Raw genomic sequence first — 13,900 nt, 5'->3', positions numbered from 1 at the left:
GATGCAGACCCATCTCGCCGATTTCATCCGCGACACGCCCGAAGGCCGCGAGGCCGAGGAGATTCTGCGCAAGTGCGTGCATTGCGGGTTCTGCACCGCCACCTGCCCGACTTACCAACTGCTGGGCGACGAACTGGATGGCCCGCGGGGGCGCATCTACCTCATCAAGCAGGTGCTCGAAGGCGAGCGCGCCACCGAGAAGACCCGCCTGCATCTGGATCGCTGCCTTACCTGCCGCTCCTGCGAGACGACCTGCCCCTCTGGCGTGCAGTACGGCCGGCTGGCCGACATCGGCCGCCACATCGTCGAACAGCAGGTGCCGCGGACCGGTGCCGACAAGCTGAAGCGCGCCGCGCTGCGGGAGTTTGTGCCAAACACCGGCCTGTTCGGCTCGGCGCTGGGGCTTGGGCGGATGTTCAAGCCGCTGCTGCCGCGGGTGATCGCCGAGAAGGTGCCGGCGGCCGAAGCTGCCGGGCCGTGGCCGGCGCCGCGTCACGTCCGGCGGATGATTGCGCTGGCGGGTTGCGTCCAGCCGTCCATGCGCCCGGTGATCAACGCAGCCACCGCCCGGGTGCTCGACCGGCTGGGGATTTCGCTGGTCGAGGCAAAGAGCGCGGGATGTTGCGGCGCCGTCCGCTATCACCTCCACGATCAGGCCGGCGGGCGCGACGAGGCGCGGCGAAACATCGACGCCTGGTGGCCGGCTATCGAGTCCGGCCAGGTCGAGGCGATCGTCGTCACGGCGTCGGGCTGCGGCGTGCAGGTGAAGGAGTACGGCCACCTGCTCCGGCACGATCCGGCCTATGCCGCCAGGGCCGAGAAGGTGGCCGCGATGAGCCGTGACGTCGCCGAGGTGCTCGCCGCCGAGATGAAGACGCTGACATCCTTGCTCGAGTCATCCCGGACGCAGGGCAAGGCCGGCCGGCTGGCTTTTCATGCGCCATGCAGTTTGCAACACGGTTTGAAGGTCCGCGGGGTGGTCGAAAGCCTGCTTTCCGCAGCAGGCTTTGAGCTCGTCCCGGTGCGGGATTCTCATTTGTGCTGCGGTTCGGCGGGCACGTATTCGCTGCTGCAACCCAAATTGGCCAGTGAACTGCGTGACGGGAAGGTGTCAGCCTTGCAAGAATACGGTGCCGACTGCATAGTTTCAGCCAATGTCGGCTGCATCGAGCACCTGGCAACAGCGGTCTCGCTGCCCATACGACATTGGATTGAATTGATCGATGAAAAAGTCACACCGGTAGTCTGAAAGCGAAACGTCGTCTTTATTACTAAAGAGATAAACGGTTAAACTTCGTGAATGTCAGTTGTCTGCCTGTTGGGCTGAGTGATCTTGTGAGTCAGTGCGGAGTCTTGTTTGCCCGGTTTTCGTCGTCGGTGTTCGCCCGAGCCGTGCCGATGTGCAGGCGCGTGGCGTGTTTTCGATGAGTTCGTCTCGTGCTGATCGTTCGAGTTACATGCTGAATCCAACGTTATCGTCCCTTTCCGCTCCCGATTCGGTGAGCTCCAAGAAGCGCTATCAGGCCGAGGCCTGCGTGGCGAAGCATACGGGCGACCGTACCGAACAGCAGGATCGGGCGGCCGTCTTCGCGCATCCGACCCGTAAGGGCACGCTGATGGCCGTGCTGGCCGACGGCATGGGCGGGCACTCTGGCGGTGCCATGGCGGCCGAGCAGGTCGTGCTGAAGGCCAAGCAGAACTTCGAAGCCTACGCGCCGGCATCGGAAAGCGCCCCCGATCTGCTGCGCAGCGTCATCGACGAAGCACATATCGTCATCAAGCTGACCCGCTTCACCAGCGAGCAGGACCCCCACAGCACTGCGGTGGTCTTCATGATGCAGCCCGATCGGGCGGACTGGGCCCATTGCGGGGATTCCCGTTTCTATCATTTCCGTCGCGGTGAGCTGGTGACGCGCAGTGTCGACCATTCCCTGGTCGAAGAGCTTGTCCGCAAAGGCCGGCTCGACGCCGACGGCGCGCTGCGCCACCCCAACCGCAACGTGCTGCTGTCGTGCCTGGGGTCCGAGCGGGAGCCTCGGGTCGACATCGGCCATGCGTCGCCGCTGGTGGGCGGCGATGCTTTCCTGCTGTGCTCGGATGGTCTGTGGGCCTACATCCCCGAAGACGAGATGGGTCAGATTCTCGACTCCCAATCCCCGCGGGACGCGGCTTCGACACTGATCGAACTGGCCCGCCAGCGGGCAAAGGGTGGCGGCGACAACATCTCGCTGGCCATCGTCAAGCTCGTAGAGGTTGTCCAGAAGCCACCGGCGCGGGGTGATTTCCCCCGGCTGGGTGGATGACGAAAGGGGCCGTTGGCCCCTTTTCTTTTTGTGGCGGCGGATGCGTGCCGGGCGTCAGCGGGTTCTCAGCCAGTTGCGACGCCAGAACGACGCGGCCATCAGCGCCGCGGCGCCCACCATCATGCTGAGCGCGACCCAGAAGCCATCGGGCTTGTCGAGTAGCGGCATCTCGTGGAAGTTCATCCCGAAGATGCCGGCGATCAGCGTGGCGGGCATGAAGAGCGTTGTGAGCACGGTGAGGATCCGCACCTCGGTGTTGAGCCGGTTGCTGACGCTGGAGAGATAGATGTCCAGCAGGTCGGCGAGGAGATCCCGGACGGATTCGAGCGATTCGAGCACGTGCACCGTGTGGTCGTAGATGTCGCGCAGGTAGAGCCGGGTGTCGGCGCTGAAGAAACCGTTGTCGGCACGGGCCAGGGTGTTGAGGATCTCGCGCAGCGGCCAGACGGCCCGGCGCAGGATCAGCGCCTCGTGCTTGACCCGGTTGATCTCGGCCAGCAGCGTCGGGGTGGGGCGCGTGAGCGCGGCGTCCTCGAGGTCTTCGGCCATGTCGCTCAGGTTGTCGAGCATCACGAAATAGCGGTCCACCAGCGTGTCGAGGATGGCGTAGGCGAGGTAGTCGGTGCCGTGGGCGCGCATGGCGCCGTGCTCTGCGCGCAGGCGCTCCCGCACGGCCTCGAAGGCGCCGGTGGCCCGCTCCTGGAAGGTGAGCACGAAGTTGCGCCCGAGCACGATGCTCACCTGGTCGGAATTCAGGCTGCGGGTTTCGGCGTCGAAGTCGAAGCAGCGGCCGACGATGAAGAGGTAATCGGCGTACTCGTCGCTCTTGGGGCGCTGCTGGGTGTTGAGGATGTCTTCCTGGACGAGCGGGTGCAGCTTGAAGCGGCGGCCGATCTCGGCCATCACGGCGGGGTCGTGCAGGCCATACACGTTCAGCCACATCTTTTCGCGGGTGGCGTGATGGGCTCGGGATAGCTCGATGTCCTCAAAACGGGTCTCGGTGATGCCGTGGGAATCGTATTCGATGAGCGTAATGCTGGGTTTTTCGGTCTTGATTTCGCCAATATGGACAAGAGACCCTGGGGGTAACCCTAACTTACGGGTTGGGCGGGCACGTTTCTTGTTAGACTTTCTCATCGTGATCTTGCTCAATGGCCGAAAATGGCGAGTTCTTTTACGAGAATTCTGTGATTTTCCCGATTTTTCAGGGCTGGCCGGGGTGTTTCATGGATGAACAGCACGTTATCGTTGTCGATACCCTCTCACGACGATAGCAGAAACCTAACAATTCTTATAAGGAGGTTCCATGCCTCTGGTCATCGGTGTGACCAAAGAGTTTACGCCGGGCGAGCGCCGTGTCGCGCTGGTTCCGGACGTGGCCAAAAAGTATCAGGGGCTTGGGGCGGCATTGCTGCTCCAGGCGGGTGCCGGCGCATCGGCGTACTACCGCGACGAGGATTACGGCGCGGCCGAGCTGGTGGCGGATGCCTCGGCGGTGCTCAAGAAGGCCGACGTCTTGCTGCAGGTCCAGCCGCTCAGCATGGATGACCTGAACGAGCTCAAGCCGGGTTCGGTGCTGGTCGGGCTGCAGCAGCCGTGGTCGAGCAAGGAGCGCATCGAACTGTTGCGCCAAAAAGGGATCACCTGTTTCGCTTTGGAACTGTTGCCCCGTATCAGCCGTGCGCAAAGCATGGACGTGCTCTCCAGCCAGGCTGCCGTTGCCGGTTACGAGTGCGCCCTGATCGCTGCCGATCATTCCCCCAAGTTCTTCCCGATGCTCACCTACGCGGCCGGCACGATCCGTCCGGCCAAGGTGCTGGTGATCGGCGCCGGTGTGGCGGGCCTGCAGGCGATCGCCACCGCCAAGCGGCTGGGCGCGATGGTCTCGGGCTACGACGTGCGGCCGGAAACCAAAGAGCAGATCGAGTCGCTGGGTGCAAAGTTTGTTGACACCGGCGTGTCCGCTGCGGGCACCGGCGGCTACGCCCGTGAGCTCACCGATGACGAAAAGCGTCAGCAGGCCGAGAAGCTCGGCAAGGCGATCGCCGATTGCGACGCGCTGATCACCACCGCGGCCATCCCGGGCAAGAAGGCGCCGGTGATCGTCTCCGCCGAGATGGTGGCGCGCATGAAGCCGGGTTCGGTGGTCGTCGACATGGCGGCCGAGACCGGCGGCAACGTGGCCGGCACCATGGCGGGCGAGAAGACCTGGGTTGGCGAAACCCTGATCATCGGCCCGACCAACATCCCGAGCCGCATGCCGGTGCATGCCTCCGAGATGTACGCCAAAAACCTCTTCAACTTCATCTCGCCCTTCATCAAGGACGGGGCTCTGGCCCTGGACTGGGAAGACGAGGTGCTGGCGGGCGCGTGCCTGACCCACGCGGGCGAAGTGCGCCACGCCGGCGTCAAGCAGGCCCTTGGCCTGTAACCGGGAGACGATCATGGACGGATTTGTCGCACTCTATATCTTCATGCTCGCCGCCTTCACGGGTTACGAGGTCATCTCCCGTGTGCCGGTGATCCTGCACACCCCGCTGATGTCGGGTTCCAACTTCGTGCACGGCGTGGTGCTGGTGGGCGGCATGATCGCCCTCGGCCAGGCCGAGACGCCGCTCGAACAGGCCATCGGTTTCGTTGCCGTGCTGCTGGGCGCTGCCAACGCGGCCGGCGGTTACGTGGTGACCGAACGCATGCTCGCCATGTTCAAGTCGAAGGAGAAGAACTGATGGCGATCAAGTGGCTGATTGACGCGAGCTACTTTGTGGCCGCGGTGCTCTTCATCCTCGGTTTGAAGGGCATGAGTTCGCCGGTTTCGGCGCGCAAGGGGATCATCTGGGCGGGCGTCGGCATGGTGCTCGCCACGGTGGTCACGTTCCTCACGCCGGGCATGAACAACTTTGCCCTGATGGTCATCGCCATCGCCATCGGCGGTGCGCTGGCCTGGATCTCCGGCAAGAAGGTCGCCATGACCGACATGCCGCAGATGGTGGCGATCTACAACGGCATGGGCGGCGGCGCTGCGGCGGCCATCGCGGCGGTCGAGTTCGCCCGCGGCGAGATGCACGGCACCGTGGTCACGCTGCTGGCCACGCTGGGTGCGCTGATCGGCGCGGTTTCGTTCTCCGGCTCCGTGATCGCTTGGGCGAAGCTCCAGGGCGTGATGAAGAAGGCCTTCCGGCTGCCGGCCCAGAACGCGGTGAACGTCGTGCTGGCCCTGGCAACCCTGGGTCTTGGCGCGGCGATCGTGATCGCCCCGGCCATCGACCCGATGCTGGTGGGCGCGTTCTTCATCCTGGCGCTGGTGCTCGGCGTGATCATCACGCTGCCGATCGGCGGCGCCGACATGCCGGTGGTGATCTCGCTCTTCAACGCCTTCACCGGCCTGGCCGTGGGCTTTGAAGGTTTCGTGATGGGCATTCCGGCGTTGATCATCGCCGGTATCGTCGTTGGTGCGGCCGGTACGCTGCTCACCCAACTGATGGCCAAGGCGATGAACCGCCCGATCTCCAACATCCTCTTCGTGCCGATGGCTGCGGCCGGTGCCGGCGAGGCGGTGGAAGGCGAGCAGAAGGAAGTCGGCGCGATGGATGCGGCGGCGATGATGCGCTATGCCTCCAAGGTCATCATCGTTCCTGGCTACGGCATGGCGGTCGCCGGCGCCCAGCACAAGGTGTGGGAGATGTCCGAGTTGCTGGAGGAGGCCGGCGTTGAGGTGGTGTTCGCGATCCACCCGGTGGCGGGGCGGATGCCTGGTCACATGAACGTGCTGCTGGCCGAGGCCGGCGTGCCCTACGAGAAGATCTTCGACCTCGAAGAGATCAACGGTGACTTCGCCCAGGCCGATGTGGCCCTGGTGATCGGTGCGAACGACGTGGTGAACCCCTCGGCGCGTACCGACAAGTCCAGCCCGATCTACGGCATGCCGATCCTCAACGCCGATCTCGCCCAGAACGTGATCGTCGTGAAGCGCGGCAAGGGCACGGGCTACTCGGGTATCGAGAACGCCCTGTTCTACAAGGACAACACCCGGCTGCTGTATGGCTCTGCCCAGCAGGCCATCGGCGAGGTGATCCAGCATGTGAAGGCAATGTCGGTCTGACCGGCAGCCTTCTCGGCAACGAAAAAGCCACCCTCGGGTGGTTTTTTCGTTATTGGGGTAGCCGGATCAGACCAGATCGGCGGGCATCACGGTGCGCAGCACGGTCTGGGTCTCGCCTTCACGGACCCGGTTGGTGAACCACCACAGGGCGCCTTTCTTGATCGTCCAGTCGGCCTCCTGGCCGGATAGCAGCAGGGCGGCCAGGCGGCCGAGTTCGGGCTGATGACCGACGACCAGCACCGAGCCGCCGGCGTCGGGCCAGCCGCAGGCGGCGAGGATCGCCGAGATGTCGTTGCCCGGGCCGAGGGCCGGCACGATCTCGAAGTTGTTGGTGAAGGCGCTGGCCGTCTGGCGCGTGCGGGTGGTCGGGCTCACCAGCACACGCAGCTTCTTGGGGCGGCGGCTCTCCAACCATTCGGCCACCTTGTGGGCCTGGCGGATGCCCCGCTCGGTGAGTTCGCGGGTGCTGTCGGGCACGCCGTCCACGGCTTCTGCGTGACGCCACAGCAGCAGATCCATTCTTGTCGTCTCCTCGTTCTTTGAATTAGCCGACAAGTCTGCGATGTCCAGGTTACGTCCTGATGAAACCATCATCGCCGCCACGGGGCCTTGCCCCACAGGATGTCTTCGAGGGAAGGGAGCACGCTCTTGCGCAGCCGGGCGATGCGCGGGGCGTGCCAGCCCGCGACGAAGGCCGCGCCGCTGCGCAGCTCCGGGTCCTTGCCAGCCCAGCCCTTCAGACGGTTGCGGGCGACGGTCTCGTCGTTGAGATAACCGAGGATTTCCTGGGCTTCGGCCAGATCGTTGGCGAAGCGGACGGTGGCTTTTTCGGGCAGCAGCGGCAGCAGGAACTCGATGGCGTAGCGCAGGCGCTTGAGAGAGACGCGCAGCTCGTGGAGCTTGTCGGCGTGCAGGTCGGTCGCGGCGGCGGCGTAGCGCTTGCGGGCGCGCTTGCGCAGCTGGGTGAGCTGCAGGCGAGCGAAGGTAGTGAGGTTGGCGGACTTGACCAGCGAGTCGCTCTGCAGGGCCATCAGATCGGCGGCCAGGGCCAGCATCTGGCGGCCGTGGCTGGCGGCGAGGAGCTGTTCGCGGGCGGCGGCCTTCTCGCGATCGCGTCGATCCACGGCCATTGCGATGAGGCGCTGGGTGGCTTCGTCGGCGAGCCCGGATTCGGCCACCGGGCCAAGCACTTCGGCCAGCATCACGTCGAGATCACGGGCAGCACCGAGCCCGTCCGCGGCGTCCTTGAGGCCCTGGGACCAGCGCTCGACAAACGCCTGGGGCAGGGCCGGGCCGAACAGCCGCAGCGCAGAGCGCAGGCGGCGCAGGGCCACGCGCAGCTGGTGGATGAACTCGGGGTCGTCGCTCTCGCGGGCGCCGGATTCGTTGGTCTGCCACAGGGCGAGGCAGTCGAAGGCGATGATGCGGAAGGCGTCCACCGGCGATTGCTCGGCGGCGAGACGCGACGGGCGGGCCTTGGCGGGGCGCAGGGCGTGGTTGGAGAACAGGCGGTAGCCGCGCTCGGCCTTGCTGACGTTCTCGGGGGTGAGCGGCAGGGATTCGGCGAGCTCCAGCGCGATGGCGTAGAGGGCCTGGGGATCGCCCTCGACCAGTTCGAGCTCCAGCTCACACAAGGGCCGGCTGTGCTCGCCCACCTCGATGGCGCCGTTGTCGATCATCGCCAGTACCTTGACGCCGTCACGGGGCGTGAGGATGCAGGTTTCGCGCTTGAAGCGGGTGCTGAACACCGGCACCAGCCGGGGGTGGTAATCCTCGAGCCGGTTGCGTACGTCGGCGTTGTCGATGGCGGAGAAGTCGAACACGCCACCCACGTAGGGCTGCTCCCATTCGGGGCGAGACGAGAGGCCGCCGATGGATTCGGCTGCGCATTTCACCGTCTGCAGCCAGCGGGTGCCGGCCTTGCGGGTGCGCACGGCCATCCGGCGCTCGCGCAGTTCGAGCTCGGGCGTGTCGAAGTAGGTGTTTTCGAGGGTGACGCTGCGGCCGTCGCGGGGGGCGTCGGCGATCAGCGGATGGCGGCGAAGGGCGGGAAGGGCCTTCTGGGGGAGCGTCAGCTTGAGTTCGATTTCGTGGCTCATGGTCGTGCCATCGGTAGTCAGGGGGCAGCCTGTTTCAAGGCGCGGGCCATTCTAGTCCGATGGCGGCGCGCTGTCTTGCGCGCCAGGGTTACAACTCAGCCCGCTGTGAAACTGCCTTCGGCGCTTCCCCGCTGGCCTTTGTTGTCGACCCACGCCACGCCGAGCCGATCACCCGCCTTGACGCCGGCAAGCTGGAAGGCGAACAGCGGATTGGCCGACACGGCGGTGCCGAGGGCGCCTTCGATCACCGGCTTGCCGTTCAGGCTGAGGATGACCGAGGTGATGTAGTGGGCAGGGATGAGCTGGCCGGCGGCGTCGCGGCGCTGGCCGGATTCCATGGGATGCGGCAGCAGCACCCGGACTTCGCCTTCGTCGCCCTTGACGGTGGCGCGGATCTTGATCGGATCGGGCATTGCATTGACTCCTATTCGCCGCAGCCGCCGACGGTGACCTTCACCTCGCGGAACACGGTGTAATGCTTGCCGCCGGCAAGGGCGACGATGCGCAGGCGCGAGCTCTCGGCCATCTTCAGCTTGGCCTGGAAGCGCGCGGCGGCGCCGGGCGCGAAGTTGAACTGCAGCGCCAGCGGAAAGGGGTTCTTGTCCACCAGCACCGACAGGCGTGTGGTGCCCGGGATCTGGCTGATGACCTCGATCGGTACCGCCGAGCCGTTCTCGGCGATCTCCGGTGCCTTGAGGACGATGTCGCGGCTGGCCTCGGCAGCGGTGGCGCCGATCAGCCGCAGGGCGTCGGCGAGGTTTTTGCTGTCGAAGGCGCTGCGGTTGAAGTCCACGGCGAGGGCGCGGGTTGGCCTCAGCACCCCGGCGCCTACCAGCCCGGCGAGTAGCGCGGCGTTGCCGAAACCCTGAAGAAAGCTGCGACGGCCGGTGTTCATGCTGCGTCTGCCCTCCAGTGCCCGGACTTGCCGCCTTCCTTTTCGAGCAGGCGGATGCCTTCCATGGTCATGCCGCGATCCACGGCCTTGCACATGTCGTAAATGGTGAGCAGGCCCACCTGGACGGCGGTCAGGGCTTCCATCTCGACGCCGGTGCGGCCGACGGTTTCGGCGGTGACGGTGCAGCGGATGGTGTCATCGCCTTCGACCACGAAATCGGCGGCGACGCGGGTGAGGGGGATCGGGTGGCACAGGGGGATCAGGTCGGCGGTGCGCTTGGCGCCCTGGATCGCGGCGATCCGGGCGATGCCGATCACGTCGCCTTTCTTGTTGTCACCGGCGAGGATGCGGGCGAGGGTGGACGGCTGCATCACGATCCGGCCCTCGGCACGGGCGACCCGGCGGGTTTCGGATTTGGCAGAGACATCCACCATGTGGGCCTGGCCCTGGGCGTCGAAATGGGTGAAGGTGTCGCTCATCAGGCGGGAAACCAAAATAGGGGGTCGGTTATCATAGCATCGTGAAAAAACGTCTGATTGCCGCCCTTTTGTGTGTGGTGATGATCCCCCAGGGAATCGCCCACGATCTGCCCGATCTGGGTGATGCTGCGTCCAGCGAACTCTCGCCACTGGCCGAGCAGCGACTGGGGGCGCAGATCATGCGCGACATCCGCTGGAAGGATGCAGCCTATCTGCGTGATCCCGAGGTCGAGGACTACCTCAACTGGCTGGGCGACCGGCTGGTGGCGGCGGGCCCCGGTGCGGGGATGCCGTTCCAGTTTTTCGGCGTGAATGACCCGACACTCAACGCGTTCGCGATGCCCGGCGGCAACATCGGTGTGCACACCGGGCTGATTCTCGCGGCCCAGAGCGAATCGGAGCTGGCTGGCGTGCTCGGCCACGAGGTGTCCCACGTCACCCAGCGCCACATTGCGCGGATGCTCGGCAAGCAGAGTCAGACCGGGATGCTGATGCTGGCGTCGCTGCTGGTGGCGGTGCTGGCGGCCAAGTCCAGCGCCCAGGTGAGTCAGGCGGCGATTTCGGCGGGGATGGCGGCGGGGATGAGTACCCAGCTTTCCTATTCGCGGGATTTCGAGAACGAGGCGGACCGGCTCGGGGTTCAGAACCTGGCCGCGGCGGGCTTTGACGTGCGGGGGATGGTGGGCTTTTTCGAGCGTCTGCAGAAGAACGCCCGGCTGTATGAGAACAACGCGCCGGCCTACATGCGCACCCACCCGCTGACCAGCGACCGGATCACCGAGATGGAGAACCGGGTCGCCCAGATGCCCTACCGGCAGGTGCCGGATTCGCTGGATTTTCAGCTGGTGCGGGCCAAGCTCAAGGTGGGCCGGCAGCCGTCGCGGGAGGTGATTGCCGAGTTCGAGGCGGCCGCCCGGGGCAGCAGCCCGTCGGTGGCGGCCCAGTACGGCCTCGTGCGGGCTTACCTCCAGACCCGACGGCTGGCGGATGCCGACCGGGAGATGGTCGAGCTGCGCAAGCGTCACGCCTTGTCGGCGATGATCGACGGACTGGAGGGCGATCTTCGCATTGCTCATGGCGATCCGGCGGGGGCGGCGCGGCTGTTCCGCGAGGCGCGGGCGCGTTTTCCCCAGTCGCACCGGCTGATGTACGGGGAGATCGAGGCCCTGATCGACTCCGGTAAGGCGGCCGACGCGCTGACGGCGGTGAAGGCCGAGCTGCAGACCACCGCGGGTGACGCCACCCTGTGGGAATTCCGCGCCCGGGCCGAGGCAGCGCTGGGCAAGCGTCTGGGGCAGCACCGCGCGTTGGGTGAGGTGTACGCGATCCAGGGCAACTACGCGGCGTCGGCCGAGCAGTTTGCGCTGGCGCAGACGGCCGGCGACGGGGATTTTTTCGAGCAGTCGGCGGTGGACTCGCGCCTGCGGGAGGTGCGGGCGCTGCTGGCCGAGCAGATGCGCGAGATGCGTGAATCGCGCGGCCAGCGTTGAGCGCTAGATGGTGCCGTAGCGCACGTAGAGCGCCCAGACCAGGTCGGCAAAGGTGTTCTGGTTGAAGCGCGGGCGCCCGCTGACGGTGAGGGCGAGGCGGGTCCGGCCGATGTGCATCGGCCAGAAGCTGAGGCCGCTGATGCCGGCGGCGTCCACGTTGCCCCAGCCATCGAGCAGGTGGTCGCCGAGCTTCGAGAGCGCGGCCGACTGGCGTTCGGCGACGGACAGGATGTCGGCGCCCACGGCAGCCAGCGCTTCGCCGGTCTCGCCGGGGTAGCCGGCCATCGCGAGGCAAAAGCCCATGTTGTCGGCGAGCACGGCCTGGCCGGTATCGCTGAGGGTTTCGAGCAGATGCGGCAGGGTCGATTCGAGGGTGCCGACCGGCGCCATGCGCGGTGCGGACCACGCCTCGAGGCAGGCCGTTTCCTGGAGTTTGAGCAGCGGAGTCAGGGCGCGTTCGGTGCTGGTCTCGCCGGTCCAGGTGCGGGCCAGTTCGGCGCTGAGGGCCGGGCTCGTGGCTTCGCGAAGGATGGCCAGCAGGATGCGCCGCTCGATGCTGTCGTCGGCGCGGGCAACGGCCCGCCAGGCACCGTAAGGCGTTACGGTGAGGTAGGAGCCGGGGATTATCTCAAGCATCGATCAATCCGGGATTAAGGGTGTAGAGAAGGGCCTTGACGAGCATCGCCACGTCGTCGCGGCTTCGCGCATCGACCCGGAAGATGGCCGGGATGGGGTGATGGCCGAGCTCGGCGAGCTTGGCCCGGTAGTTTTCGAGATTCGGGGTCTCGGAACTGTCCATGTGGGTGACGCCGATCGCGACGGCGGTGCTCGAGATGAAGTCCTTGAAGGCGCTGAGGTAGCCTTGAAGATCGGCGAGCGGATCGGGGTTGGCGTTGTTGATGAGCAGCACCAGGCCGATGCCGCCTTCGGAGAGGATGTCCCACATGAAGCTGAAGCGTTCCTGCCCCGGCGTGCCGTAGAGCATGACCTTCTCGCCGTCCGGCAGGTTGAGGACGCCGTAGTCCATCGCGACCGTGGTGGTCCGCTTGAGCTTGGCGGTTTCGTCGCTGGCGACCGCTTCGGTGCTGACCGGCGGGATGTCACTGAGGGCCGCAATGGCCGTGCTCTTGCCGGCGCCGACGGTGCCCGAGAAGATGATCTTGTTGTGGCGGGCGCGTTCAGACCGCATTGAGGAGTTTCCTGAGAATTCGGGACAAAATCGAAGGGCGTTGTTGTTGTTGTTGCTGTGCAGGGGGCGCCGCGTTCGTCGTGGGTTGTGTTGGTGTGGCGGTGCGCGCCTCCACCGTGGCGGCCCGCGGCTTCCTTGCGTCGATCAGCCCGGCAAAGCGGGCCGAGGCATAGACCGAGAAGACGTAGCGCTGGGGAATCCCGAGGCGTGCGGCGACGTCGATGGGGCTGGCCCAGGTGCGCACCCACAGGGCGACGATGCGCAGGGCGTGGGGCGACATGAAGACCTTGGTGAAGTTGGGCCACGCCCGCAGCCGCACCGGCTGGTAGGGGTCGGTGCCTTCCGGCAGCCGGCCCCGGGCCGCCCAGGCGGCGACGTTCCAGAAGAAGTCCTCGGTCGTCCAGGTGGTGCCGTGGTTGGAGATGTGGGACAGCGTCGACGCGCTGACGATGCGCGCGGTGGTCTGGGGCAGCTGGGCCATCGACAGGGGGCGCAGCTGGTTGTCCCGGAAATCGGTGACGCAGATCGAGGCCGGCTGGAGCCGCACGCCGATGAGCCGGGGCAGGCCGGCGATCAGGTGAGGGCGGCCGGTGCTCGAGGCCTGATCGAAGGCGCGCTGCAGGTGGCCGATCAGGTAGTTGTCCGGGTTGAAGAAGATCTTGTCGGGCAGGGGATGGACCGGGTGCGCCGGGAGATCTTCAAGGGCTCCGCAGAGATCGCGTTCGTCGTCGGTCTGCACGCCGTGCCCGAGGGAACCCGGTGGGTCGGCCTGGGGGGCGCTGACGGGTGGTGCGGCAGTCGTGCCGGACTGGGGCTGCAGCTCGGCCTGGACGATGGGCGCGGCGGCCACGACCACCGCGGGAACCGGGGAGGCCGGCGTGACGATGGGTACCCGCGGCGGTTCCTCGGATCCGGGCTGGATGGTCGGCGGTGCGGGCTGGGTCAGCGGCGCGGCACGGCGCAGGGATGGCGCGGCGATGGTCCGGGCGCTGTCGTGAGCCGCCTTGGCGAGGATGCTGGGCAGCGCCTCGAGATTGAGGGGCTTGCCGAGGATCACCCGGTTGGGAAAACGCTGGGAGTGATCCTTGGGGTGGAATGCGTAGCAGACCACGCCGATCCTCGGGTGGGGCGAGAGCCTTTCGAATGCGGCTTCGACGCCTGGCCGATCGCAATCGACCAGGACGACCCGGGCGCTTTCCAGCTCGCTCGCCAGACGTACCGAGTGCTTCCAGTGACGTTCTACGGAAAGTCCGATCAGCCGGGCGTCCATGCTGCCCACGTGGAGCAGGAAGAGGGCGGTGACGGGCTGGCCCGGTAGGATGGAATGGCGGCTCATTGGGATG

Annotated in this window: 15 protein-coding genes; 6 read left to right on the top strand and 9 right to left on the bottom strand. The window is 66.2% G+C overall.

Features of this window, described 5'->3' with window-relative positions; genetic code table 11:
* Position 1: 1 nt before the first annotated feature.
* Both glcF and GH681_RS11970 read left to right on the top strand, forming a co-directional pair.
* Complete coding sequence (glcF, locus tag GH681_RS11975; protein WP_153161711.1) at positions 2–1,249, top strand: glycolate oxidase subunit GlcF; 1,248 nt, start codon at positions 2–4, stop codon at positions 1,247–1,249.
* 250 nt (positions 1,250–1,499) lie between these two features.
* Positions 1,500–2,303: a PP2C family serine/threonine-protein phosphatase gene (locus tag GH681_RS11970; protein WP_228111887.1), complete on the top strand. Its 804-nt coding sequence runs from the start codon at positions 1,500–1,502 to the stop codon at positions 2,301–2,303.
* A 54-nt stretch (positions 2,304–2,357) separates the two neighbouring features.
* Here GH681_RS11970 and corA read toward each other — a convergent pair whose 3' ends face one another.
* Positions 2,358–3,440, bottom strand: a complete 1,083-nt coding sequence (gene corA, locus GH681_RS11965) for a magnesium/cobalt transporter CorA (protein ID WP_153161709.1) — start codon at positions 3,438–3,440, stop codon at positions 2,358–2,360.
* A 169-nt stretch (positions 3,441–3,609) separates the two neighbouring features.
* Here corA and GH681_RS11960 point away from each other — a divergent pair, with 169 nt between their 5' ends.
* From GH681_RS11960 to GH681_RS11950, 3 genes are read left to right on the top strand one after another with little or no spacing between them, the layout of a single operon-like run.
* A complete protein-coding gene (locus GH681_RS11960; protein WP_153161708.1) occupies positions 3,610–4,734 on the top strand; it encodes an NAD(P) transhydrogenase subunit alpha in 1,125 nt (374 codons plus the stop codon).
* Between the two features lie 13 nt (positions 4,735–4,747).
* Positions 4,748–5,032, top strand: a complete 285-nt coding sequence (locus GH681_RS11955) for an NAD(P) transhydrogenase subunit alpha (RefSeq protein ID WP_153161707.1) — start codon at positions 4,748–4,750, stop codon at positions 5,030–5,032.
* Complete coding sequence (locus tag GH681_RS11950) at positions 5,032–6,405, top strand: NAD(P)(+) transhydrogenase (Re/Si-specific) subunit beta (protein WP_153161706.1); 1,374 nt, start codon at positions 5,032–5,034, stop codon at positions 6,403–6,405. The genes GH681_RS11955 and GH681_RS11950 overlap by 1 nt, the downstream gene beginning before the upstream one ends.
* Before the next feature lie 66 nt (positions 6,406–6,471).
* On the opposite strand, the gene sixA is transcribed toward GH681_RS11950, so the two are convergent.
* The 5 genes from sixA to moaC all read right to left on the bottom strand — a co-directional run bounded on the left by sixA (position 6,472) and on the right by moaC (position 9,878).
* Positions 6,472–6,924 carry a phosphohistidine phosphatase SixA gene (gene sixA / locus GH681_RS11945; protein WP_153161705.1) on the bottom strand — a complete coding sequence of 151 codons (453 nt, stop codon included), beginning with the start codon at positions 6,922–6,924 and terminating at the stop codon, positions 6,472–6,474.
* A gap of 71 nt (positions 6,925–6,995) precedes the next feature.
* Positions 6,996–8,504, bottom strand: a complete 1,509-nt coding sequence (locus GH681_RS11940) for a CYTH and CHAD domain-containing protein (protein ID WP_153161704.1) — start codon at positions 8,502–8,504, stop codon at positions 6,996–6,998.
* Between the two features lie 95 nt (positions 8,505–8,599).
* Complete coding sequence (soxZ, locus tag GH681_RS11935) at positions 8,600–8,917, bottom strand: thiosulfate oxidation carrier complex protein SoxZ (protein ID WP_153161703.1); 318 nt, start codon at positions 8,915–8,917, stop codon at positions 8,600–8,602.
* Between the two features lie 11 nt (positions 8,918–8,928).
* The gene (gene soxY / locus GH681_RS11930; protein ID WP_153161702.1) at positions 8,929–9,399 is read right to left on the bottom strand and encodes a thiosulfate oxidation carrier protein SoxY; all 471 of its coding nucleotides are present in this window, start codon (positions 9,397–9,399) and stop codon (positions 8,929–8,931) included.
* Positions 9,396–9,878, bottom strand: coding sequence for a cyclic pyranopterin monophosphate synthase MoaC (moaC, locus tag GH681_RS11925; RefSeq protein ID WP_153161701.1), 483 nt, complete (start codon positions 9,876–9,878; stop codon positions 9,396–9,398). Before moaC ends, soxY begins: the two co-directional genes overlap by 4 nt.
* Before the next feature lie 41 nt (positions 9,879–9,919).
* Between moaC and GH681_RS11920 the strand changes: the two genes are divergently transcribed.
* Entirely contained in the window at positions 9,920–11,368 is a 1,449-nt protein-coding gene (locus tag GH681_RS11920; RefSeq protein ID WP_153161700.1) for a M48 family metalloprotease, read from the top strand.
* Positions 11,369–11,371: 3 nt separating this feature from the next.
* On the opposite strand, the gene GH681_RS11915 is transcribed toward GH681_RS11920, so the two are convergent.
* From GH681_RS11915 to GH681_RS11905, 3 genes are read right to left on the bottom strand one after another with little or no spacing between them, the layout of a single operon-like run.
* Positions 11,372–12,004, bottom strand: a complete 633-nt coding sequence (locus GH681_RS11915; RefSeq protein ID WP_153161699.1) for a hypothetical protein — start codon at positions 12,002–12,004, stop codon at positions 11,372–11,374.
* Positions 11,997–12,557, bottom strand: coding sequence for an ATP/GTP-binding protein (locus GH681_RS11910; RefSeq protein WP_153161698.1), 561 nt, complete (start codon positions 12,555–12,557; stop codon positions 11,997–11,999). Before GH681_RS11910 ends, GH681_RS11915 begins: the two co-directional genes overlap by 8 nt.
* Entirely contained in the window at positions 12,547–13,893 is a 1,347-nt protein-coding gene (locus GH681_RS11905; protein WP_153161697.1) for a hypothetical protein, read from the bottom strand. The genes GH681_RS11910 and GH681_RS11905 overlap by 11 nt, the downstream gene beginning before the upstream one ends.
* Between the last annotated feature and the right edge of the window lie 7 nt (positions 13,894–13,900).

Origin of the sequence: Zoogloea sp. 1C4 (assembly GCF_009469605.1) — a bacterium.
GTDB classification, from domain to species: domain Bacteria; phylum Pseudomonadota; class Gammaproteobacteria; order Burkholderiales; family Rhodocyclaceae; genus Zoogloea; species Zoogloea oryzae.
This window is presented reverse-complemented; position numbering and strand designations above follow the sequence as displayed.

Excerpts from the sequence above, each read along its gene's own strand:
- glcF (WP_153161711.1), top strand. The coding sequence starts at position 2 with ATGCAGACCCATCTCGCCGATTTCATCCGCGACACGCCCGAAGGCCGC.
- corA (WP_153161709.1), bottom strand. The coding sequence starts at position 3,440 with ATGAGAAAGTCTAACAAGAAACGTGCCCGCCCAACCCGTAAGTTAGGG.
- GH681_RS11960 (WP_153161708.1), top strand. The coding sequence starts at position 3,610 with ATGCCTCTGGTCATCGGTGTGACCAAAGAGTTTACGCCGGGCGAGCGC.
- GH681_RS11955 (WP_153161707.1), top strand. The coding sequence starts at position 4,748 with ATGGACGGATTTGTCGCACTCTATATCTTCATGCTCGCCGCCTTCACG.
- GH681_RS11950 (WP_153161706.1), top strand. The coding sequence starts at position 5,032 with ATGGCGATCAAGTGGCTGATTGACGCGAGCTACTTTGTGGCCGCGGTG.
- sixA (WP_153161705.1), bottom strand. The coding sequence starts at position 6,924 with ATGGATCTGCTGCTGTGGCGTCACGCAGAAGCCGTGGACGGCGTGCCC.
- GH681_RS11940 (WP_153161704.1), bottom strand. The coding sequence starts at position 8,504 with ATGAGCCACGAAATCGAACTCAAGCTGACGCTCCCCCAGAAGGCCCTT.
- soxZ (WP_153161703.1), bottom strand. The coding sequence starts at position 8,917 with ATGCCCGATCCGATCAAGATCCGCGCCACCGTCAAGGGCGACGAAGGC.
- soxY (WP_153161702.1), bottom strand. The coding sequence starts at position 9,399 with ATGAACACCGGCCGTCGCAGCTTTCTTCAGGGTTTCGGCAACGCCGCG.
- moaC (WP_153161701.1), bottom strand. The coding sequence starts at position 9,878 with ATGAGCGACACCTTCACCCATTTCGACGCCCAGGGCCAGGCCCACATG.
- GH681_RS11915 (WP_153161699.1), bottom strand. The coding sequence starts at position 12,004 with ATGCTTGAGATAATCCCCGGCTCCTACCTCACCGTAACGCCTTACGGT.
- GH681_RS11910 (WP_153161698.1), bottom strand. The coding sequence starts at position 12,557 with ATGCGGTCTGAACGCGCCCGCCACAACAAGATCATCTTCTCGGGCACC.
- GH681_RS11905 (WP_153161697.1), bottom strand. The coding sequence starts at position 13,893 with ATGAGCCGCCATTCCATCCTACCGGGCCAGCCCGTCACCGCCCTCTTC.